The 20,075-nt window shown below is 66.7% G+C and carries 18 protein-coding genes; 8 read left to right on the forward strand and 10 right to left on the reverse strand.

Annotation, left to right across the window (positions count from 1 at the left end; translation table 11 throughout):
• Window positions 1-89 precede the first annotated feature (89 nt).
• The 5 genes from ACP3TD_RS15210 to ACP3TD_RS15230 are packed head-to-tail and all read right to left on the reverse strand — an operon-like array spanning window position 90 to window position 5,897.
• Window positions 90-1,505 carry a sulfate adenylyltransferase subunit 1 gene (locus ACP3TD_RS15210; RefSeq protein ID WP_426763832.1) on the reverse strand — a complete coding sequence of 472 codons (1,416 nt, stop codon included), beginning with the start codon at window positions 1,503-1,505 and terminating at the stop codon, window positions 90-92.
• The gene (cysD, locus tag ACP3TD_RS15215) at window positions 1,505-2,452 is read right to left on the reverse strand and encodes a sulfate adenylyltransferase subunit CysD (RefSeq protein ID WP_426763833.1); all 948 of its coding nucleotides are present in this window, start codon (window positions 2,450-2,452) and stop codon (window positions 1,505-1,507) included. The genes ACP3TD_RS15210 and cysD overlap by 1 nt, the downstream gene beginning before the upstream one ends.
• The gene (locus tag ACP3TD_RS15220) at window positions 2,449-3,240 is read right to left on the reverse strand and encodes a phosphoadenylyl-sulfate reductase (RefSeq protein WP_426763834.1); all 792 of its coding nucleotides are present in this window, start codon (window positions 3,238-3,240) and stop codon (window positions 2,449-2,451) included. Before ACP3TD_RS15220 ends, cysD begins: the two co-directional genes overlap by 4 nt.
• Complete coding sequence (locus ACP3TD_RS15225) at window positions 3,240-4,985, reverse strand: nitrite/sulfite reductase (RefSeq protein WP_426763835.1); 1,746 nt, start codon at window positions 4,983-4,985, stop codon at window positions 3,240-3,242. The genes ACP3TD_RS15220 and ACP3TD_RS15225 overlap by 1 nt, the downstream gene beginning before the upstream one ends.
• A 54-nt stretch (window positions 4,986-5,039) precedes the next feature.
• On the reverse strand, window positions 5,040-5,897 hold the full coding sequence (locus tag ACP3TD_RS15230; protein WP_426763836.1) for a sirohydrochlorin chelatase: 858 nt from the start codon (window positions 5,895-5,897) through the stop codon (window positions 5,040-5,042).
• A gap of 60 nt (window positions 5,898-5,957) precedes the next feature.
• Here ACP3TD_RS15230 and ACP3TD_RS15235 point away from each other — a divergent pair, with 60 nt between their 5' ends.
• Complete coding sequence (locus ACP3TD_RS15235; protein WP_426763837.1) at window positions 5,958-6,614, forward strand: trimeric intracellular cation channel family protein; 657 nt, start codon at window positions 5,958-5,960, stop codon at window positions 6,612-6,614.
• A 60-nt stretch (window positions 6,615-6,674) separates the two neighbouring features.
• Complete coding sequence (locus tag ACP3TD_RS15240) at window positions 6,675-7,100, forward strand: hypothetical protein (RefSeq protein WP_091722276.1); 426 nt, start codon at window positions 6,675-6,677, stop codon at window positions 7,098-7,100.
• Window positions 7,101-7,237: 137 nt separating this feature from the next.
• Here ACP3TD_RS15240 and ACP3TD_RS15245 read toward each other — a convergent pair whose 3' ends face one another.
• The 4 genes from ACP3TD_RS15245 to ACP3TD_RS15260 all read right to left on the reverse strand — a co-directional run bounded on the left by ACP3TD_RS15245 (window position 7,238) and on the right by ACP3TD_RS15260 (window position 11,696).
• The gene (locus tag ACP3TD_RS15245) at window positions 7,238-8,059 is read right to left on the reverse strand and encodes a DUF559 domain-containing protein (RefSeq protein ID WP_426763838.1); all 822 of its coding nucleotides are present in this window, start codon (window positions 8,057-8,059) and stop codon (window positions 7,238-7,240) included.
• Window positions 8,060-8,490: 431 nt separating this feature from the next.
• Window positions 8,491-9,591 (reverse strand): polyprenyl synthetase family protein, encoded by a 1,101-nt coding sequence (locus ACP3TD_RS15250; RefSeq protein WP_426763839.1) that lies wholly within the window; start codon window positions 9,589-9,591, stop codon window positions 8,491-8,493.
• Window positions 9,588-10,919, reverse strand: a complete 1,332-nt coding sequence (locus ACP3TD_RS15255) for a geranylgeranyl reductase family protein (protein WP_426763840.1) — start codon at window positions 10,917-10,919, stop codon at window positions 9,588-9,590. Before ACP3TD_RS15255 ends, ACP3TD_RS15250 begins: the two co-directional genes overlap by 4 nt.
• Window positions 10,920-10,922: 3 nt before the next feature.
• Entirely contained in the window at window positions 10,923-11,696 is a 774-nt protein-coding gene (locus ACP3TD_RS15260) for a demethylmenaquinone methyltransferase (RefSeq protein ID WP_231994318.1), read from the reverse strand.
• 117 nt (window positions 11,697-11,813) lie between these two features.
• Between ACP3TD_RS15260 and ACP3TD_RS15265 the strand changes: the two genes are divergently transcribed.
• From ACP3TD_RS15265 to ACP3TD_RS15290, 6 genes are all read left to right on the forward strand, one after another.
• Window positions 11,814-13,262, forward strand: coding sequence for an isochorismate synthase (locus ACP3TD_RS15265; protein WP_426763841.1), 1,449 nt, complete (start codon window positions 11,814-11,816; stop codon window positions 13,260-13,262).
• 168 nt (window positions 13,263-13,430) lie between these two features.
• Window positions 13,431-14,231, forward strand: a complete 801-nt coding sequence (locus ACP3TD_RS15270) for an ABC transporter substrate-binding protein (protein WP_091722289.1) — start codon at window positions 13,431-13,433, stop codon at window positions 14,229-14,231.
• A 115-nt stretch (window positions 14,232-14,346) separates the two neighbouring features.
• A complete protein-coding gene (locus tag ACP3TD_RS15275; RefSeq protein WP_426763842.1) occupies window positions 14,347-15,138 on the forward strand; it encodes an amino acid ABC transporter permease in 792 nt (263 codons plus the stop codon).
• Window positions 15,139-15,149: 11 nt separating this feature from the next.
• Entirely contained in the window at window positions 15,150-15,938 is a 789-nt protein-coding gene (locus tag ACP3TD_RS15280) for an amino acid ABC transporter ATP-binding protein (RefSeq protein WP_426763843.1), read from the forward strand.
• 267 nt (window positions 15,939-16,205) lie between these two features.
• A complete protein-coding gene (locus tag ACP3TD_RS15285) occupies window positions 16,206-17,417 on the forward strand; it encodes an aminotransferase class I/II-fold pyridoxal phosphate-dependent enzyme (protein WP_426763844.1) in 1,212 nt (403 codons plus the stop codon).
• A gap of 31 nt (window positions 17,418-17,448) precedes the next feature.
• Entirely contained in the window at window positions 17,449-18,276 is an 828-nt protein-coding gene (locus ACP3TD_RS15290) for a VOC family protein (protein WP_426763845.1), read from the forward strand.
• Window positions 18,277-18,293: 17 nt separating this feature from the next.
• Here ACP3TD_RS15290 and menD read toward each other — a convergent pair whose 3' ends face one another.
• The gene (gene menD / locus ACP3TD_RS15295; RefSeq protein ID WP_426767262.1) at window positions 18,294-20,000 is read right to left on the reverse strand and encodes a 2-succinyl-5-enolpyruvyl-6-hydroxy-3-cyclohexene-1-carboxylic-acid synthase; all 1,707 of its coding nucleotides are present in this window, start codon (window positions 19,998-20,000) and stop codon (window positions 18,294-18,296) included.
• Between the last annotated feature and the right edge of the window lie 75 nt (window positions 20,001-20,075).

Genomic DNA, 20,075 nt, shown 5'->3' on the forward strand with positions numbered 1-20,075 from the left:
CCAAACGACAAAACCGCGGCTTGTTCGCAGGACCTAACCTTGAAGGCCGGGTTCTGCGAACAAGCCGCGGTTTCATGGCGGCGTGGAGATCAGATGCTGTAGCGCTCATCCTCGTGGTCGCCCGGGTGGTCCTTGACCAGGCCGGCTGCCAGCGTGTTGCCGTCCATCGGGTCGATTACCAGGAACGCACCGGTGCGGCGGTGGTGCAGGTAGTTCTCCAGCGGCAGCGGCGCGGCCAGCCGGAGCTGTGCGTGGCCGATGTCGTTGAGCTCCAGGCTGGAGGCGCCCTCAAGCTTGAAGGAGGCCAGGTCCAGCTTCCCGGAAACGCTGCGGACCAGCGCCTGGACGGTGCGGGTGCCGTGCTTGACCAGGACCTTCTGGCCCTCACGGAGGGGCTTCGGCGACAGCCAGCAGAGCGCTGCGTAAAGGTCTGCGGTGGCTTCACGGACGGTGCCGGCTGCGGCGATGGTGTCACCACGGGCGACGTCGAACTCGTCAGCCAGGCGGACAGCCACGGACTGCGGGGCGGCGGCTTCCTCCAGGGACTTTCCGGCGAAGTCGATGCCCACCACGGTGGTGGCGCGCGGGGCCTGGCCCGGCGTCAGCACGGATACCTGGTCCCCCACCTTCACGGAGCCTTCGGTGATCTGGCCGGCGTACGCGCGGTAGTCACGGTAAGCCTCAACGTCCAGGCCGGCTGCCACGGCGTCGGGAGCCAGGGCGCCCTGCGGGCGGACCACCAGCTGCACCGGGAAGCGGAAGCTCTCGAGGTGGCTTTCCAGTTCATCGGCGGCGGGCAGGGTTTCGAGGACCTCCAGCAGCGCGGGGCCGGTGTACCAGGGGGTGCGCTCCGAGCGCTCCACCACGTTGTCGCCGTCGAGCGCGGACACGGGAACCACCAGCAGATCGCTGATTCCATCGGAACCCAAGCCCAGTTCGCGGCCCACCTGCTGCACATCGGCTTCGATGTCGCGGAACACGGACTCGCTGAAATCCACCAGGTCGATCTTGTTGACGGCCACGATCACGTGGGCCACGCGCAGCAGCTGCAGCACGGACAGGTGCCTGCGGGTCTGCTCCAGCACGCCCTTGCGGGCGTCGATGAGTACGACGACGGCATCCGCAGTGGACGCGCCGGTCACCGTGTTCTTGGTGTACTGAACGTGCCCGGGGCAGTCAGCCAGAATAAAGCTGCGGCGGTCGGTGGCGAAATAGCGGTAGGCCACATCGATGGTGATGCCCTGTTCGCGCTCGGCACGGAGGCCGTCGGTCAGCAGCGCGAGATCGATCCCGCCCTTTTCGCCGCCGAAGCCGCGGTCAGCGGACGTACGGGCCACCGCGTCGAGTGTGTCAGCGAGGATGGCCTTGGAATCGTGAAGGAGGCGGCCCACCAAAGTGGACTTGCCGTCGTCGACCGATCCTGCGGTGGCGAAGCGGAACAAGGTGGTGGGCAGGGCTGATTCCAGGCCACCGGCAGCGCCGGGCAAAACAATTTCGGTGGTCATTAGAAGTACCCGTCCTTTTTGCGGTCTTCCATGGCGGCCTCGGAGATGCGGTCATCTGCTCGGGTGGCGCCACGTTCGGTCAGGGTGGATGCGGCAACTTCAACCACGACGTCGGCCACGGTGAAGGCGTTGGACTCGACGGCGCCGGTGCAGGACATGTCGCCCACGGTGCGGTAGCGGACGGTCTTCGTGATGACATTCTCGCCGTCGCGGGGCTGGGAGACTTCACCCACTGCGCGCCACATGCCGTCGCGGGCGAAGACTTCGCGTTCGTGGGCGTAGTACAGGCCGGGAAGCTCGATGTTCTCGCGCTCGATGTAGCGCCAGATGTCCAGTTCCGTCCAGTTGCTGATGGGGAACGCGCGGACGTGCTGGCCCACCGTGTGCCGGCCGTTGTACAGGTTCCACAGTTCAGGGCGCTGGTTGCGCGGGTCCCACTGGCCAAATTCGTCGCGGAGGCTCAGGATTCGCTCCTTGGCGCGGGCTTTGTCTTCGTCGCGGCGGCCGCCGCCGAAGACGGCGTCGAACTTGTTCTGCTGGATGGCGTCCAGCAGCGGGACGGTCTGCAGCGGGTTGCGGGTGCCGTCGGCGCGCTCGGCAAGCTCGCCGCGGTCGATGAACTCCTGGACGGAGCCGACGACGAGCTTCAGGCCCAGCCGCTCCACGGTGCGGTCGCGGAAGTCGATGACCTCGGGGAAGTTGTGGCCGGTGTCCACGTGCAGCACGGGGAACGGGACCTTGCCGGGCCAGAAGGCCTTGGTGGCCAGGTGCAGCATCACCACGGAGTCCTTGCCGCCGGAGAACAGCAGGGCGGGCTTTTCGAACTCGGCAACAACCTCGCGGATGATGTGGATGGCCTCGGACTCGAGGGTGTCCAGGCTGGAGAGTCGCGTCGAGACGGCGGAGTCAGTCACCTGGGTGGTCTCCTCGGTTAGTGAAGTGCTCATACGTGTAGTCCGCATTCTGTCTTGTCGGAGTTCGCCCAGCGGCCGGCGCGGGGATCCTCGCCGGGTGCCACCTTGCGGGTGCAGGGCTGGCAGCCGATGGAAGGGTATCCCTGGGCGAGGAGCGGGTTGACGGGCAGGAGGTTGTCTTCGGAGTATTCGACCAGCTGGTCGAAGGTCCAGGCAGCCATCGGGTTGACCTTGACCAGGCCGTTCTTCTCATCCCAGCTGACCAGCGGCGTGTTGGTGCGGGTAGGGGCTTCATCGCGGCGCACACCGGTGAACCAGAGTTCATAGCCGGCCAGGGTGCGCTGCAGCGGCGCCACCTTGCGGAGGGCACAGCACTGGGCGGCGTCGCGGGCAAACAGGTCCTTGCCCAGCAGCCGGTCCTGCTGCTCCACGGTGGTTTCCGGAAGGACGTCCACCACGTTGACACGGAGGTTTGCCGCCACCTCGTCACGCGTGGCGTAGGTTTCCGGGAAGTGGTAGCCGGTCTCCAGGAACAGGACATCGACGCCGGGCATCTGGTCCGCCACCAGGGCGGGCAGGACGGCGTCGGCCATGGAGCAGGCCACGGAGACGGCGGGCAGGTCGAAGTTCCGCTCCACCCAGGCGATGACGTCGCGGGCGGGGGCGTCCCAGCCGAGCTCGGCGGCGCCGGCTTCGGCGAGGGCCTTCAGTTCTTCCTTGGAGCGGAGCTTAGGCGCTGCAGTGGCCACGGTGGCCTCAACCTGGGCCGAAGCCTCAGCCGGCGCAACCACAGGGTCGACTCCGAGTGCGTGCTTGGACATTACTGCAGTGCCTCCTCGTCTGCTGCGTGGGCCCACTCGGCGAAGGTCTGGCCTTCGGCACGCTGGGCCACGAAGGTGCGGACCACGCGTTCCACGTAGTCGGGCAGGTCGTCGACGTACACCTTGAGGCCGCGGACCGTACGTCCCAGGCCGGCCTCGCCGCGTTCGTTGGATGCCAGTCCGCCGCCCAGGTGCACCTGGAATCCCGGGGAGGGATCGCCGTCGGGCGTGGGAAGCATCATGCCCTTCAGCCCAATGTCCGCGGTCTGGATGCGGGCGCAGGAGTTGGGGCAGCCGTTGATGTGCAGCGACAGTGCCTGCGGCAGTTCACCGGACGTGGCCAGGTCTCCGAGGCGGCGTTCCAGCTCGGCCACGGCGGTGGCGGCAGTGTGCTTGGTCTCCACGATGGCGAGCTTGCAGTATTCGATGCCGGTGCAGGCGATGGTGCCGCGGCGGAACACGGACGGGCGGGCGGACAGACCCAGCTCGTCCAGTTCAGCCACCAGCGGCTCCACCTGATCCTTCTCGACGTCCAGGACAACAAGCTTCTGGTGCGGGGTGGTGCGCAGGCGGTAGGAGCCGCGGGACTCCAGGGTGTCGGCGAGCTTGACCAGGGCCGAACCTGACAGCCGGCCGGCCAGCGGGGTGGCACCGATGAAGAACTTGCCGTCCTTCTGCTCGTGCACGCCAATGTGGTCGCCGGGTGTGGTGGGCTTGGGCGCGGCAGGACCGTCGGCCAGTTTGTAGCCCAGGTATTCATCCTCGAGGATCTGGCGGAACTTCTCCGGGCCCCAGTCGGCCATCAGGAACTTCAGGCGGGCCTTGGTGCGCATGCGCCGGTAGCCGTAGTCGCGGAAGATGCTGGTGACGCCGAGCCACACGTCGGCGGCTTCTTCGGGCCTGACGAAGGCGCCCAGGCGCTTGCCGAGCATGGGGTTGGTGGACAGCGCGCCGCCGGCCCACAGGTCGTAGCCGATGCCCAGTTCAGGGTGTTCCACGCCCACCAGCGCGAAGTCGTTGATCTCGTGGACCACGTCCTGGCTGGGGTGGCCCGTGATGGCGGTCTTGTACTTGCGCGGCAGGTTGGACAGCAGCGGGTTGCCGATGAACCGCTCCCCCAGCTCGGCGATCAGCGGGGTGGGGTCGATGATCTCGTCCTTGGCGATGCCGGCTACCGGCGAGCCCAGGATGACACGGGGCACGTCGCCGCAGGCCTCGGTGGTGGACAGGCCAACGCCCTCAAGGCGGTTCCAGATCTCGGGGATGTCCTCCACCCGGATCCAGTGCAGCTGGATGTTCTGGCGGTCGGTGAGGTCCGCTGAGTCGCGGGCGAAGTCCACGGAGATCTGGCCGATGACGCGCAGCTGCTCGGTGGTGAGCGCACCGCCGTCGATCCGCACGCGCAGCATGAAGTACTTGTCTTCGAGCTCGTGCGGCTCAAGGGTCGCGGTCTTGCCGCCGTCGATCCCGGGCTTGCGCTGGGTGTAGAGGCCCCACCAGCGGAACCGGCCGTGCAGGTCCTGGCCGGGGATCGCGTCGAAGCCCTCTTTGGCGTAAATGGTCTCGATACGCTCACGCACGTTCAGGCCGTCGTCTTCCTGTTTCCAGGTTTCGTTGGCGTTCAGGGGCGTCTTGCCGTCCACTTTCCACTGCCCGTGCGGCTTTGCAGCGGGGCGGGACGGGCGGGCGGGGCGCTTGGAGGCAGCGGAGTCCGCGGACGCTCCGGCTAGAGCTGTATCAGTCATGCAACGACTGTAGGTCCCGCTCGAATAGCGTCACAAAGGACCGGAAATGCGAGGTCACCTAGGGAAATATTTCGTCACGAAACGCCGGACGGCCTTGAAGAAGCCACCCTCCTGTGCATTTGCCGGCGCTTCCGCGGGGGCAGCAGCAGCCGGTTCCCGGGATGCTGCTGCGGGCCCTTCGTTCATCTTTCCGACGGCGGCGTCGTACCTGTCCAGGGCGATCTCGGCGAGGACGCGGGACGGGAGCAGCGGCTCGGTGATGACGTCCGCACCCGCCTTGCCCAGCTGGTCGTGGAAGAAGCCCGGCGCCAAAAGGTAGGAGGCGATCATTACCCGCCCGCCCACGTCGACCGCTCCCGCGGACTCCCCCGCGCCGGCACCTCCGGCCAGTTCCTCGCGAAGCATCGCGACGGCGTCGGGCACGGACGGCTGGGCGGAGGCACCGTAGGCGGCCACCATCCGGTTGGACCGCAGTTCCCGCAGCTGGCCGAGGAGTTCCTCAACGCTGACGGCGGCACTGGGGTTGGAGGACCCGGCGGCCGCCAGGACAATTACGTCGTTATCCGTGGCACCTGCATCGCGAAGCCTTTGGTCCAGCAATTGGGCCAGCCGGGGGTCCGGGCCCAGGGGCGCGGCCGCCGCACTGCCGGAGCGGCTGTTCACGGCCCGCGCAATGTCCACCTTCACGTGATACCCCACGCTGAGCAGCAAAGGCACCACCACTGCGGGTTCCCCCTCAGGCAGGCCTGCCACCACGTCCACCAGGTCCGGCTGCTGCACATCGACGTAGGCTTCGCGGACATCAAGTCCCGGCCGGAGCTCGGCGATGGCGGCGCGCAGGACGTTGACCTCGGCCGCGCCTTGACTGCTGGACGTCCCGTGGGCACAGGCGATCATGATGGGGCTGTTCATAGGGGCTAGCGTAACGTTGGAGCCGCCCTGTCCGCCCTTCTTGAATTACCTGGACTTTTGATGACTTTCGCCTTTGACAACGCCCCGGTATGGCTGGATCTGCTCGGTGTCTTCTTCTTTGCCGTGTCGGGCTCGCTGCTGGCCGCGCGGAAGCACATCGACATCGTGGGTTCCCTGCTTTTGGCATCGCTGGTGGGGCTCGGGGGCGGCGTGATCCGGGACATCATCCTCAACAGCGGCCCGCCGGCGGCATTCACCACGCCCGCGTACCTGGTCCCGCCTCTGCTGGCCACGGCCCTGGTGTATTTCCTGTTCCCCAGCGTCCAGCGCTTCACCTCCATGCTCACCCTGTTCGACGCGGGCGGGCTGGCCCTGTTCTGCATGACCGGAACGCTCAAGGCACTGGCGGCCGGCATGAACCCCGTGGCGTCAGTCCTCCTGGGGGTCACCACCGCAGTGGGCGGCGGGCTGCTCCGCGACGTCACGGCGAACGAGGTGCCCGAGCTGTTCAACCCGAAATCCATCTACGCGCTGCCGGCCTTTGTGGGGGCAGTGATGACCACCGTGCTGTGGCTGCTGGGCATCTTCAACGTCCTGACGGCAGCCGGAGTGGCCGCCGTGGTGTTCGCCTTCCGGGTGTTGGCGTGGCGCCGTTCCTGGCAGGCACCCCTTGCCGTCAACGGGTGGCACCGGCGGGGCAAAGACAGCAACTTCTAAAGCCTTTGGCGCTACTCCGGGTGGCATTTGGGCAGGTCCGGAATTGGCTAGGATATGAGCATGACTGACATGTTCCTCGAGAAGTTCCGCGCGCTTGTTCCAAAGTATCTCGAGGACGAATGGCAGGAAGAGGACGGCCTGGACGCCGAGGAGCTGGACAAGGCCCTCGCCGACCACCAGTTCCAGATCCCCCTGGTCCTCCGCGAGTTCTACCTCGCAGTGGGTGGCTGCGAGGACCTCATGGAGGCCTACCACTATTTCTGGGACCCGGACGAGCTCGAAGTCGATGACGAAGGCTTCCTGATGTTCCTTGAGGACGAGGAAGAGGAGTACACCTGGGGTTTCCGCACCGGCGACCTCAGTGTCCCTGACCCCATCGTCTACCGCCGCAACAATGCCCGCGGCCAGTGGAAGTCCGAAGAGGGAACCTTCTCCGAATTCGTTTTCGACATGTTTGAGTGGGCCTTCGGGGACGAGGAAGACTAACCCCCTTCCCCGGGCGGCCCGGGGTTGCGTTGGTGCCCGTGCGCCCGCTGGGATTCCTCACCTTTGAGAGCGTCCGACGGCGTGTTCCCCGATTTTGACGGCGCGCCTGCGCTGACGCAAACCAAACCTGGGGAGTTTCAGCGGATGACCCTGCCCAGAAGCACCTGCCAAACCTCGGCAACCACTTTTTCGGGGTTGTAGACGACGTCGGCGTATCCGTACCGCAGGACGGCGTAGCCATTCAGAGTGCTGGCGTTATTCCTGGACCGGTCTTTCTTGACCTGCCGCGGCTCAAGGTGGCTTGCGCCATCGATCTCGACAATCAGGAAGCCTTCCAGCAGGAAGTCGACGATGCCGATGCCCGGCAGGTCCACCTGCGTCTCGGTGTGGATACCCTCCGCCCGAAACAGGAGCCGGGCCACGACTTCAATGGGCGAGTCCGCGGTTCCATCGACATGGTCCAGCACTTTCCGTGCTGATCCGTTACGGTTACCCGGCAGCCGGAGCCGCAGGTACGGCAGAGTGGTGACGCCTTGCCGGACGGCGCTCTCCAGCATGACCGCCGCCTCAAGCTGTGGCAGGCACCGTAATCCGTGAATGAGGATGTCGGTGACGCTTGCCACGGGCTCCACCGTTCCGTGCGGGACCAGAGACCCACGGTGGACTACGGCGTTCGGTGGACCGGCATGCCGGCACAACAAATGGACAGCCTCCGACTGGTGCAGCAACCACAGCCCTCGGTGGCTGGCTCCGGGGGCGCAGGTGAGCAGGCCGTTGCCGAGGACTGCGGCAACCAGGTCCGGCGCTGCGCCGGGAAGGGCAATCACGCCATGCCGCAGCCGGCGGACGGCTCCGGCAGCCACGGCGTTGCGGATATCCCGGTCCGAGAAACCGGCCCTAAGAACAGTCGAGGTGCGGGCAACGGAGCCGGCCCGGCTGAGGAAGCTGGATACGTTCATCCAGCCAGCACACCCGTTACGGTCCGGCGGCGGGACGCGCCGACAGCCCTATGTGCATAACCCGCGGCGCTGAATCTCCCCGGGTTTGGTTCGCAGCATCGGCGAGCCTCAACGACATGCCGGGAATCGCCGTCATGTATTCGTCAAACGTGGGGAGTCTCAGCGCGAAAACCTTATGACACTCTCAGTAAATTAGGACTTGCAATCTGTGACAGATGTGTCATAAGCTATTCACGGATCCGCTAAACGCCTCCGGCGGATCTGATGCGAACGGAGAGATAGCCCCGGTTCACAGCAGCTTCGGTTGCTGGGCACCGGGGCTATCCCGTTAACAGCACCCTGCAGCAGGCCGGCAACGTCCGCCAGCGCAGAGGCCCACAAAGCAGAAGCCCGGCACCGTGGGAAGGCACCGGGCTTCGACGCACATCAGCTCAGCTGGCGCGGTCCACCACGGCAACAGCGAAGTTGGACAGCGAATCCTTGACGACACCCTCAGGCAGGGGCGCCAGCGCAGCGATGGCCTCATCCGCCCACCGGCGGGCAACAACCCACGATTCAGCAGTCACGGGGTGCTCGCGCAGACCAGCCACGGCTGCAGCCAGTGCCTCATCGGAGGACAGGTCGCCGTCAATCAGGGTCAGGAGGTCGACGGCGGACTGGTCGCCGTCAGCGGCAGCCCTGCGCAGGAGCAGCACCGGCAGGGTGGGGACGCCTTCGCGCAGGTCCGTTCCCGGGGACTTGCCGGACTTCACCTTGACGCCGGTGACATCGATGACGTCGTCAGCGAGCTGGAAGGCCACACCCACCTTCTCGCCGTATTCCACCAGGACGTCCTCGTAGGCCTCGTCGGCGCCGGAGAAGATGGCACCGAACTGGCCTGAGGCTGCAACCAGCGAGCCGGTCTTGTCAGCGATGACGGACAGGTAGTGCTCCACCGGGTCTTCATCCGGCCGCGGTCCAACCGTCTCGTGCAGCTGGCCCAGGCACAGCCGTTCGAAGGTCCGGGCCTGAATGCCCAAAGCACGGCCGCCGAGCTCCGACACCAGAATGGAGGCGCGGGCAAAAATCAGGTCGCCGGTCAGGACGGCCACCGAGTTGCCCCACACCTCGTGGGCCGTGGGTGCGCCGCGGCGGAAGGGCGCGGAGTCCATAACGTCATCGTGGTACAGCGTGGCAAGGTGCGTCAGCTCAACCACGACGGCGGCCTGCACCACAGCGGGCAGCGATGCGTCCCCGAGGTGGGCGCAGAGCAGGGTCAGCAGCGGCCGGATGCGCTTGCCGCCGGCTTCCACCAGGTGGCGCGACGTCGCGTCAGCCAGCGGATCCGAGTTGGCGATGGCCTCGCGCAGTTTCTTTTCCACCCGGGCCAGGTTGTTGGTGATGGCCGGGCCCAGCTCGGGGTCGCCGGCGATGGCGGCGAAGCCCGCCGGCAGCTGGAGGCCGGTGGCAATGGCGGTGGTGTTGAGACTGGGTTCGGAGTCCGGCAGGCCGTGCCCGGCGTGCGTCCAGCTGTGGTCTGCGGAGTTGGTCACGGGTTAACCCTAACTTTTTGTTGCGGATACCGCTGATTCGTCGCCGGGGAGGCATTGGATGTGGCCGGCACCATGGATTCAAGGACCCGGATCATCCGGTCTTCGATGCCCTTGGCGGACGGATCGGTCAGGTTGGCCAGCAGCCGCACCACGAACCGCATCAGCACCGGGATGGGCATGCCTGTCCGCAGCGCCAGTTTCATGACGGCAGGCTTGCCGATCAGGGTGGCAAACGCCCGGCCCAGGGTGAAGTGCGAACCCCACTGGTTCCGCACATAGTCCGCGTACCGGGAAAGGTGCGCATCGGCGTCGTACGTTCCACCTGCCGCCGCGGAGCGCGAGGAGGCATCGATGATGAACTCGGCAGCGAACCGCGCCGACTCCATGGCGTAGGAAATGCCCTCGCCGTTGAACGGAGACACCATGCCGCCGGAGTCGCCGAGCAGCAGCAGCCCGGGTGAGTAATGCGGGGTGCGGTTGAAGCCCATGGGCAGGGCAGCACCGCGGATTTCGCCCACTTGGTTCTCCGGCGTGAAGCCCCATTCGGCGGGCATGCCGGCGGTCCACTCGCGAAGGACCTGCTTGTAGTCGAGCTTGCCGAAGTCCTTGGAGGAGTTCAGGATGCCCAGGCCCACGTTGGAGGTGCCGTCGCCCACGCCGAACACCCAGCCGTAGCCGGGGAGCAGTTTGCCGTCGCGGCCGGGGAGCTCCAGCCAGCCTTCCATCCAGTCATCGTCCGTGCGGGGCGAGGTGAAGTAGGTCCTGACAGCCACGCCCAGGGGACGGTCGTCGCGCTTCTGGATGCCGAGCGAGACTGCAGTGCGGGTGGAGTTCCCGTCCGCAGCAAGGACGACGTCGGCACTGAACTCGCGCGTCTCCCCCGTCTTGCGTCCGGACTCGTCCAGGAGCGCTGCGCGGACGCCAGTCACCCGGCCGGCGTCGTCCCGGAGTGCTTCGGTAACGCTGTGCCGCTCAAGGATGGTGGCACCGGCGGACTCGGCATGGAGTGCCAGTTCCTCGTCAAAGCCCAGGCGGGTGCGGATGAGCCCGTACTGGGGAAAGTCGGACACCTCGGGCCAGGGAAGTTCGATGGTGCGGCCGCCTGCAATCAGCCGCAGCCCCTTGTTCCGGCGCCAGCCCTCACCCTCAGGATGCGGCAGGCCGAGCTTCTGGATTTCGCGGACCGCCCGGGGCGTCAGCCCGTCACCGCAGACCTTCTCGCGCGGAAAGCTGGTCTTCTCCAGCACCGTGACAGAGAGGCCGGCTTTGGCCAGGTAATACGCGGCTGTGGATCCGGCCGGACCCGCGCCGACAATCAGTACCTCCACAGGTCAGCGGGCGATGTTGCGGCGCAGCTTGGCCACCGGGCCCTTGTGCGCGGCGATCGCGGCGGCTGCACTGTCCGGGGCGCCGGCCGGCTTGAACGCGCGGTGGACCGCCACGATGCCGCCGGTGAGGTTGCGGTAGTTGACGTTTTCCCACCCTTCGTCCTGCAACCATGCGGCCAGGTGGTCCTGGTCCGGCCAAGCCCGGATGGACTCGGCGAGGTAGACGTACGCGTCCGGGTTGGAGGCAACCTTGACGGCGATGGCGGGCAGGGCGCGCATCAGGTATTCGGTGTACATGGTGCGCCAGAGCGGAACAACAGGCTGCGAGAACTCGGCAATGACCAGCCGGCCGCCCGGCTTGGTAACACGGAGCATCTCCGCAAGGGCCTTCTTGGGTTCGTTGACGTTGCGCAGGCCGAAGGAAATGGTGGTGGCGTCAAAGGTGTTGTCCGCGAAGGGCAGGTTGGTGGCGTCACCGGCAATGAAGTCGATGTCGGGGCGGCGGCGCTTGCCTACCTTGAGCATCCCGAGGGAGAAGTCACACGCCACAACGTCTATGCCTGCATCGGCATATGGCTCACTGGATGTGCCGGTTCCGGCGGCGAGATCCAGGACCCGCTGGCCTTTGGAGACTTCCATCGCATCAACCACGATTTTCCGCCAGCGGCGGGTCTGCCCCATGGACAGAACATCGTTGACGACGTCGTATTTCGGTGCGACGTCGTCAAACATCGTGGCTACTTCGTCCGGACGCTTATCCAAGGATGCTCGGTTCACCATGACATTGTCTCAAATGTTCCGGCGGGTCCGGACCAGTACGTGTTTGACGCGGCGAGGGGCGGATAGTTACTGCGAAGTACTGTGAATTACTGGCGGGGGTACTGTTGATCCATCATGACAAGCACGCTCGATACCGGTCTCCTGAAAAGCCTGACAGTCCCCCTGGATGGAAAAGAATTTCCCGGGGGGCTTCCTGCGTTTCTGGTGCGGGACGACGTTCTTTGCTGGACCCGCCGCGAGGCCGGCCTGGCGGGCTTCGGCGAGATCGCACGTTTCACCGCAACCGGCCCCGAGCGTTTCCTCGAGGCAGATATCTGGTGGCGCCACCTGGTCCTTGAAGCCCGCGTCACCGATTCCGTGGAACTTCCCGGCACCGGGCCCGTGGCTTTCGGATCCTTCGCCTTCTCCAAAACCTCCGCCCACGAATCCCGGCTCATCGTCCCGGAAATCGTGGTGGGCGTGCGGGACAACACGGCGTGGCTCACCCAGTTGACGTTCGACGACGGCCCGCTCACCGAAGCGGGCGCCCTCGCCGCGCTGGAGCGCTGGCTCGGCGGGAAGCCCGTCAGCGCGGGTGCGCCGGCCGGAAGTACGTCGGCAGCAGTTGCGCCGGCAGGAATCACGACGGCGGCAGCGGAGCCAGCCGGGGACGCCCGCCAGGGTGCGGTTCCCGCGAAGGAGGGCGGCGCCGTCGTACGCCCCCTCCCCCTGGCCGCGGGAGCAACACTGCACACCGGCTCGCTCAGCGAAGAAGCGTGGATGGACGCCGTGGCCGCAGGCGTGGAGGAAATCCGGACAGGTGCCCTGGAGAAACTGGTGCTGGCGCGCGACGTGGTGGCCACCATTCCCGGCGGCGTGAACGCCTCCCGGGTGCTGCGCGAACTGGCCGCCCGCTACCGCGAATGCTGGACGTACGGCGTGGACGGACTGGTGGGCGCCACTCCGGAGATGCTCATCCAGGTGGAGGGCCGGACCGCCCAGGCGCGCGTGCTGGCCGGAACCCTTGACCGCCGGGACGCCCATGGCGAGGACGGCTTGCCTATGGACTACGCAACCCGGGTATTGGCAGGCTCCGAGAAGCAGCGGCATGAGCACGAGATCGCCATCCAGTCGCTGACCTCGCAGCTGGCCCCGTTCTCCGAGGCGATGAACGCCCATGACGAACCGTTCATCCTTGAACTGCCCAACGTCTGGCACCTGGCCTCGGACGTCAAGGCCGAACTTGCCGAGGTGGAAGGCCACGTTCCCACCTGCCTGGCCCTCATCAATGCCCTGCATCCAACCGCCGCTGTTTGCGGAACCCCCACCCAGGTGGCCGGGGCCCTGATCCGCAAACTGGAGCACCTCGACCGCGGACCGTACGCCGGGCCGGTGGGCTGGCTGGACGCCGCGGGCAACGGCGAGTGGGGCATCGCGCTGCGCGGCGCAGTGATCGAATCCCCGGACACCGTGCGTCTGTACGCGGGCTGCGGCATCGTGGACGGCTCGCAGCCGGAGGCGGAACTGGCTGAGACGTGGGCCAAGTTCAGGCCGATGCTGGAATCGCTCGGCATCCGCAGTTAGCCCAAACGTCCGGTATCCGAGACAGCAAGGCTTCGCCTAGGGTTGAAAGTGCGGGTAATTTAGTTATCCAATAGTGAAACTAAGTTTCCTGTGATGCACATCTCACATTCGGCGCTACACTATGAACCGATTTAGTACCGCATACCCCTGCAACAAAAGGTAAGAAACATGCAGCTCAAGTCCCTGGCCACGGCCAAATTGACCGCCAAGGCAGCAGCACTCTTCGCCGTCGGTGCCCTCACCCTCACGGCCTGCGGCGGCAGCTCCACCCCCGCAGCATCCGAGGGCGGCATCCAGCTCATCAACGCAGGCAAGCTCACCGTCTGCTCCGACGTCCCCTACGAGCCCTTCGAATTCCAGAAGGACGGCAAGACGGTTGGCTTCGACATCGACATCGCCAACGAGGTAGCCAAGGACCTGAAGGCCGAGCTGAACATCGTGGACAGCTCCTTCGAGGCCATCGAGACAGGCACCGCGCTGACCGGCTGCGACGTTTCCATCTCTTCGGTGTCCATCACGGACACCCGCAAGCAGGTCATGGACTTCTCCAACCCCTACATGGATGACGACCTGACCCTGGTGGCCAAGGAAGGCTCCGGCGTGGAGAACATCGACTCCGCCAAGGGCAAGAAGGTGGGCGTGCAGCAGGCCACCACCGGCGCCAAATACGCCCAGGAAAAGGGCATTGAGGCACAGCAGTTCGAGGACTCCGGCCTCCTGGTCCAGGCCCTCGAAGCCGGCACCATCGACGCCGCCCTGGGCAACCAGTCCGTGCTCGGCTACGCCATCAAGGACAACACCCAGTTCACCCGCGTTGAGGACTACGCCACGGGCGAGAAGCTCGGCATTGCCATCAAGAAGGGCAACACCGCGATGCTGGACCAGGTCAACGGCACGCTCAAGCGCCTCACCGACGACGGCAGCCTGGCGAAGTTCAAGACCACCTGGTTCGGCGAAACCGCCAAGTAGCCACCGCTTGGGGCCACCCCGGGCCCCGGTGAGCAGAGTTCAGGCATGAGGCCCCGGCTGGCACGCACGGCAGCCGTCCGGGGCCTCAGCCACGCACAACGAATGTGAGCACCCAATGGCAATGACCGCACGCCAGCGAGCCAGAGTAAGCCTGTATGTCCAGGCCGGAATCTTTGTGGTGGCCATCGCCGCACTGATCCTGGCCACGGACTGGAAGACCATGGCCACCAACGTCTTCAACTTCGGCAAGATCGGGCCGATGTTCCCGGACATCTTCCTGGTGGGCCTGAAGAACACCCTGATCTACACGTTCCTCGGCTTCGTGGTGGGGCTCAGCGGAGGCCTGCTGCTGGCCCTGATGAAACTGTCCAGCTTCCCGCTGTACCGCTGGATCGCCACCGCTTACATCGAGTTCTTCCGCGGCATCCCGGCGCTGCTGGTCTTCATCGCCTTCGGCTACGGCGTCCCCCTGGCCTTCGGCGTCCAGTGGAACGTGACCATCATCGTGATGATTTCGCTGGGCATCGTCGCCTCGGCGTACATCGCCGAAACCCTCCGCGCCGGCCTGCAGGCAGTGCCCAAGGGCCAGCTGGAAGCAGCCCGTTCCCTGGGCATGCCGCAGTGGCGGGCCATGGTCACCATCGTCATTCCGCAGGCCTTCAAGATCGTTCTTCCGCCGCTGACCAACGAGGTCATCCTCCTCACCAAGGACTCATCGCTGATCTACGTCCTGGGCCTGACAGCTTCGCAGTACGAGCTCACCAAGTTCGGCCGCGACGGCATCTCCAGCCTGGGCGCCGGCCTCACGCCGCTCCTGGTGGCCGGTGCCTTCTACCTGGTGGTCACCATCCCCCTGAGCCTCCTGGCCCGGAAGTTCGAAAGCCGCTCCGCGCGGACCAAGCGATAGGCAGGGAAGCCATGAACGACGTCGTACCTTCCACCACCGTGCACGCAGCCGGCGTGGACATCTCAGACCTCCGCAAATCCTACGGTTCCAACGAGGTCCTCAAGGGCATCAGCCTGAACGTGAAGCCCGGCGAGGTGGTGTGCCTGATTGGCCCCTCCGGCTCCGGCAAGTCCACCCTGCTGCGCTGCGTCAACCTGCTGGAACAGCCCAACCGGGGCAGCATCCAGGTGGGCGGCTTCGAAGCCACCGATCCCGACGTGGACATCGACAAGATGCGCCGCAAAGTGGGCATGGTGTTCCAGCAGTTCAACCTGTTCCCGCACCTGAACGCCCTGCGCAACTGCTCCATCGCGCAGACCAAGGTCCTCAAGCGGTCCCAGGCTGAAGCGGACAAGGTCTCGCTGCACAATCTGGAGCGCGTGGGCCTGGGTCACCTCGCCGACCGCTTCCCGGACCAGCTCTCCGGCGGCCAGCAGCAGCGCGTGGCCATCGCCCGTGCCCTGAGCATGAACCCCGAGCTGATGCTCTTTGACGAGCCCACCTCAGCCCTGGACCCGGAGACCGTTGGCGATGTCCTCTCGGTCATGCGGAACCTGGCCAAGGAAGGCATGACCATGCTGGTGGTCACCCACGAGATGGCCTTCGCCCGCGAGGTGGCTGACCGCGTGGTCTTCATGGACGGCGGTGTTGTGGTGGAGGAAGGCGTGGCCGAGCAGGTCATCGGCTCCCCCGCCCAGCCACGCACCAAGGAGTTCCTGCGCCGCGTGCTGGACCCCACCCACATCAACATCGAGGACTAGGCCGGGCCTTACCTCCGGTTTTCGAGCACTTGGAATCCCCGGCGCTGCGGATATCCCGCCGCGCCGGGGATTTCGTGCGTCATGGGCACCTTTGCGCGTCGGGGACGCGGGGCCGCGGACGACGGCGGGACCGGGCGTGGGCATTCACGCCAGCCTTTACATGGTGGCAGGCGGAGCCGAGAATGGGTCCCACCACAGCCCTCGCCCCGCAACGCGCTGCCCGACCGCCTGCGGTCCGGTCCCGGGCCAGCAGAGGAGCGCCGATCCATGAACGATGCAACCGCCCCGCAGGCAGCCTCGCCGGTCTCCGCCCGGGCAGCCCGGCTGGCGTCGATCCCGTCCTTCCTGCGGGTTGACGAATACATCCGGGAGTTTGGCGCACGCAGGGATGGGGTTGCGGGAGGCTGCGATTTCACGTTCGGCAATCCCCACCAGATGCCCGCCGGCCGCTACGTCACTGCGCTTCAGGATGCGCTGGTCCCGCAGCATGACCAGTGGTTCGCCTACCAGGCCAACGGCCGCGCCGCCTGTGAGGCCGCCGCGGAGTCGCTTCAGGTGTTACTGGACGTGCCCTTCCGCCCGGAGGACATCTACCTCACCACCGGCGGTTTCGCCGCGATTGCACTGGCGCTGAAGGCCGTTGCCGATCCCGGCGACGAGGTGGTTTACAGCCTGCCGCCGTGGTTCCTGTACGAGCCGTTGATCCTTGAGGCGGGCCTGGTACCGGTGAAAGTCACGGTGGACACCACCACGTTCGACCTGGACCTGGATGCTATCGATTCAGCCATCACCGGCCGGACCCGCTGCGTCATCGTCAACACGCCCAACAATCCCACCGGCCGCATTTATCCGCCCGAACTGCTGACCCGGCTCGCGCAGTTGCTGGAGACGGCATCGGCACGGATCGGCCGGCGGATCTACCTCATTTCGGACGAGCCCTACAACCGGATCGTGTTCGATGGCATCCGCTTCCACAGTCCCGTGGAGTTCTACCCCTACACGCTGTTGGCCTACTCCTACGGCAAAACCCACCTGTCCCCCGGCCAGCGGGTTGGCTATCTTGCCCTGCCGCCCGGAATGCCGCACCGGGACGACCTGCGTCCGGCCATATCCGGCCTTCAGGTGGCCATGGGCTGGATCTACCCGAACGCACTGCTGCAGCATGCACTGCCGGAACTCGAAAAGTTCTCCATCGACGTCGGGCAGTTACAGCGGCGCCGGGACCGCCTGGTCGACGCGCTCGGCGGCATGGGCTACCGCGTGCACCCGCCGGAAGGCACCTTCTATCTCTACGTCACCTCACCCATCCCGGACGACGAGGCGTTCACCGCGCGGCTCGCGGCCCGGGACGTCTTTGTCCTCCCGGGTGCGCTGTTCGAGACCCCTGGCTTCTTCCGGATTTCCCTCACCGCCAACGAGGACATGATTGAGCGCAGCCTGCCGGTCTTCGAAGCTGCCCTGAAAGAAAGCCCTGCATGACAACTGTCCCCCCAACGCGCAGGAGCGAAGCATGAATCCCAGGACCTATCCGGCGGGCGTCCCGTGCTGGATCGATACCACGCAGTCGGATGTTGACGCCGCAGCTGCGTTCTACTCGGGGCTGTTCGGCTGGACATTCGAGGACGTCATGCCTCCCGGCGCCCCCGGCCGGTACCTGATCGCGAAGCTCGACGGCCAGGACGTTGCAGGCCTGGGAAGCGGCGGCGGCGCAGAGGCCTCTTGGAGCACGTATATTGCCGTTGACGACACCGATGCCGCCGTCCAGCGGCTTGTTGCCGGAGGTGCCAGCCTGCTTTCCGCGCCGGAGGACGCCGGCGAGGGCGGCCGGGACGCGGCCCTGGCCGATCCGCAGGGGGCCGGTTTCCACGTCTGGCAGGCCCGGCGGAGGCCGGGTGTCCAGGTGGCGAACGTGCCGGGATCCTGGAATTTCAGCGACCTGCATACGCCGGATCCGGGCCCTGCCATCAGCTTCTACCAGGAGGCGTTCGGTTGGGAGGTGGACGATCTCGGATTCGGAATGCTGGTCCGGCGCCCCGGCTACGGAGACCACCTGGAAGCCACGGTTGACCCGGACATCAGGAAACGGCAATCACAAATATCGGCGCCCATGGGGTTCGAGGACGCGGTTGCCTGGATCGTCACCACCGGTCCGGACAGGCCGCCGCATTGGCACGTCACGTTCACCGTCGCGGACCGGGACCAGGCTGCTTCCGACGCCGAACGGCTGGGCGCCGAGGTGCTGCAGCGGGACGAATCAGGCTGGACACGCGAGGCACTCATCCGGGACCCGCAGGGAGCCATTTTCTCCGCCAGCCAGTTCACTCCCCAGGGTGGCTGACGGCGCGGGCTTCCCGCCTACTGCCCCGCCAGCACGCCTGTCACAGCGGTGGACACCGCATCCTTGATCCGCCCGTGGAGCTGCCGCAGGGCGGTGCGGTCGGTGCGGACCTCCAGGATGCTGCGCCCCTGGACCGGCCGGCCGAGCGCTTCGGCGAGTCCCGCCGTCGTGGTCACCAGTGAATGGCCGACGCCGTAAGCCGCGGCGAGTGCCGCAATGTCGGCTGAGTGCGGGGTGGCGAAGAGGCGTTCGACGGCGTCTCCGTAGCGGCCACCGTCGCGCACCGCACCGTGCTCCAGCAGGTCGAAGATCGCTCCGCCGGCATCGTTGAGGACCACGATCCGCAGGTCGGGCACCTCCTCGCCGGTGCCGAGGAGCAGGCCGCCGGCGTCGTGCAGGAACGTGACGTCGCCCAGCAGGACGGTGGTTTCCTGTCGGCCGCCCAAGGCCAGCCCGGTGGCGGTGGAGATGGTGCCGTCGATGCCCGCCAGACCTCTGTTGGCGTACACGGTGGCGGCGGGGTCCGGGGCGGGGAGGGCTGCGAGGTCGGCGTCGCGGATGCCGTTGGAGGAGCCCAGGAGCAGCTGGCCGCGGGTGTGCTTCCACACCAGTGACGCCACCGACGGGCCCGTGGCAGCTGCCTCCGCAGCCACCACCTGGTCCACGGCGTGCTGGGCTGCCGAGCCCGCCAGAAGCCAGGTGTCCAGCCACTGCGATGATCCCTTGCCCGCAAATTCGGCGAGATCGGCCAGGTCCGCCAGCGGCAGTTCGGTGCGCCGTCCGGGCTCGTACCAGGCCACGGGTACCGGCTGGTACAGCGCGGACTGGACGTCGGGACGGGCCAGCAGGGCGGCCACGGGCCGGGACAGCGTGGGGCGGCCGAACAGTACTACCCGCTCCACCGGATGGCCGGCGCCGGGACCGAAATGCTCCAGCAGCAGCCGGTAGGGGCCTACGGTGTTTGGACCGAATCTCGCGTTGGAGGACGGCTCGGCGAGCAGCGGCAGGTTGTGGGCGCGGGCAAACGCCTCGGCGACCGGGCCGGCGTCGTGCCCTGCCAGCACTACGGTGCGGCGCTCCGGCAGGGTTTCGGAGGCCGGGGGCAGCTCCATGACCAGCGGCTCGGCACCGATCCGGAAGCGCCGGCGGGCTGCGGCCGCAGGAAGCCCCTCCCCTTCAGCCGGCACCAGCGGATCGCGGAAGGCGAGGTTGAGCTGGACCGGGCCCGGCGGAATGTCATCGAACGCACCGGTTGCGGCGGACAGCGCGGTGCTGACGGCCCGTTCGGGGCTGGCACCCGCGGGAACGTCGACGGCGAACCGGACGTGGTCGCCGAACAGGTCCGGCTGGATGGTGGTCTGGTTCGCCCCGGTGCCGCGGAGCTCGTCCGGCCGGTCGGCGGAGAGGACAACCAGCGGGACGGCGGCGTGGTTGGCTTCCATCACCGCCGGCATCAGGTTCCCGACGGCGGTCCCGGACGTCGTCAGCACGGCGGCGGGCGAGCCGGTGGCCAGGGCGAGCCCGAGGGCCGTAAAGCCCGCGGCCCGCTCGTCGATCCGGACCAGCAGCTCCACCCGGCCCGCTGCCGACGCCTCAGCCAGGGCGTAGGCCATCGGTGCCGAACGCGATCCCGGACAGACCACCACGTGCTGCATACCGCCGTCGAGCAGGACCCCGACGGCGATGCGCGCCGCTGCAATGGCGCTCAGCGCGGGCGCGTCCATCTCGGGGGTCTTCGGGGCAGATTCGTTCAGCGAAGTCACCCAACCAGTCTGCCACCCCCCAACGCCCCATCACTT

The sequence above is a fragment of the Pseudarthrobacter sp. 1G09 genome, assembly GCF_050038305.1.
Taxonomy (GTDB): domain Bacteria; phylum Actinomycetota; class Actinomycetes; order Actinomycetales; family Micrococcaceae; genus Arthrobacter; species Arthrobacter equi.

Bases quoted from the DNA above. Each gene is read 5' to 3' on its own strand.
- cysD (WP_426763833.1), bottom strand. From the start codon at position 2,452: ATGAGCACTTCACTAACCGAGGAGACCACCCAGGTGACTGACTCCGCC.
- ACP3TD_RS15290 (WP_426763845.1), top strand. From the start codon at position 17,449: ATGAATCCCAGGACCTATCCGGCGGGCGTCCCGTGCTGGATCGATACC.
- ACP3TD_RS15275 (WP_426763842.1), top strand. From the start codon at position 14,347: ATGGCAATGACCGCACGCCAGCGAGCCAGAGTAAGCCTGTATGTCCAG.
- ACP3TD_RS15235 (WP_426763837.1), top strand. From the start codon at position 5,958: ATGACTTTCGCCTTTGACAACGCCCCGGTATGGCTGGATCTGCTCGGT.
- ACP3TD_RS15280 (WP_426763843.1), top strand. From the start codon at position 15,150: ATGAACGACGTCGTACCTTCCACCACCGTGCACGCAGCCGGCGTGGAC.
- menD (WP_426767262.1), bottom strand. From the start codon at position 20,000: ATGGACGCGCCCGCGCTGAGCGCCATTGCAGCGGCGCGCATCGCCGTC.
- ACP3TD_RS15270 (WP_091722289.1), top strand. From the start codon at position 13,431: ATGCAGCTCAAGTCCCTGGCCACGGCCAAATTGACCGCCAAGGCAGCA.
- ACP3TD_RS15240 (WP_091722276.1), top strand. From the start codon at position 6,675: ATGACTGACATGTTCCTCGAGAAGTTCCGCGCGCTTGTTCCAAAGTAT.
- ACP3TD_RS15225 (WP_426763835.1), bottom strand. From the start codon at position 4,985: ATGACTGATACAGCTCTAGCCGGAGCGTCCGCGGACTCCGCTGCCTCC.
- ACP3TD_RS15265 (WP_426763841.1), top strand. From the start codon at position 11,814: ATGACAAGCACGCTCGATACCGGTCTCCTGAAAAGCCTGACAGTCCCC.
- ACP3TD_RS15285 (WP_426763844.1), top strand. From the start codon at position 16,206: ATGAACGATGCAACCGCCCCGCAGGCAGCCTCGCCGGTCTCCGCCCGG.
- ACP3TD_RS15220 (WP_426763834.1), bottom strand. From the start codon at position 3,240: ATGTCCAAGCACGCACTCGGAGTCGACCCTGTGGTTGCGCCGGCTGAG.
- ACP3TD_RS15230 (WP_426763836.1), bottom strand. From the start codon at position 5,897: ATGAACAGCCCCATCATGATCGCCTGTGCCCACGGGACGTCCAGCAGT.
- ACP3TD_RS15210 (WP_426763832.1), bottom strand. From the start codon at position 1,505: ATGACCACCGAAATTGTTTTGCCCGGCGCTGCCGGTGGCCTGGAATCA.
- ACP3TD_RS15245 (WP_426763838.1), bottom strand. From the start codon at position 8,059: ATGAACGTATCCAGCTTCCTCAGCCGGGCCGGCTCCGTTGCCCGCACC.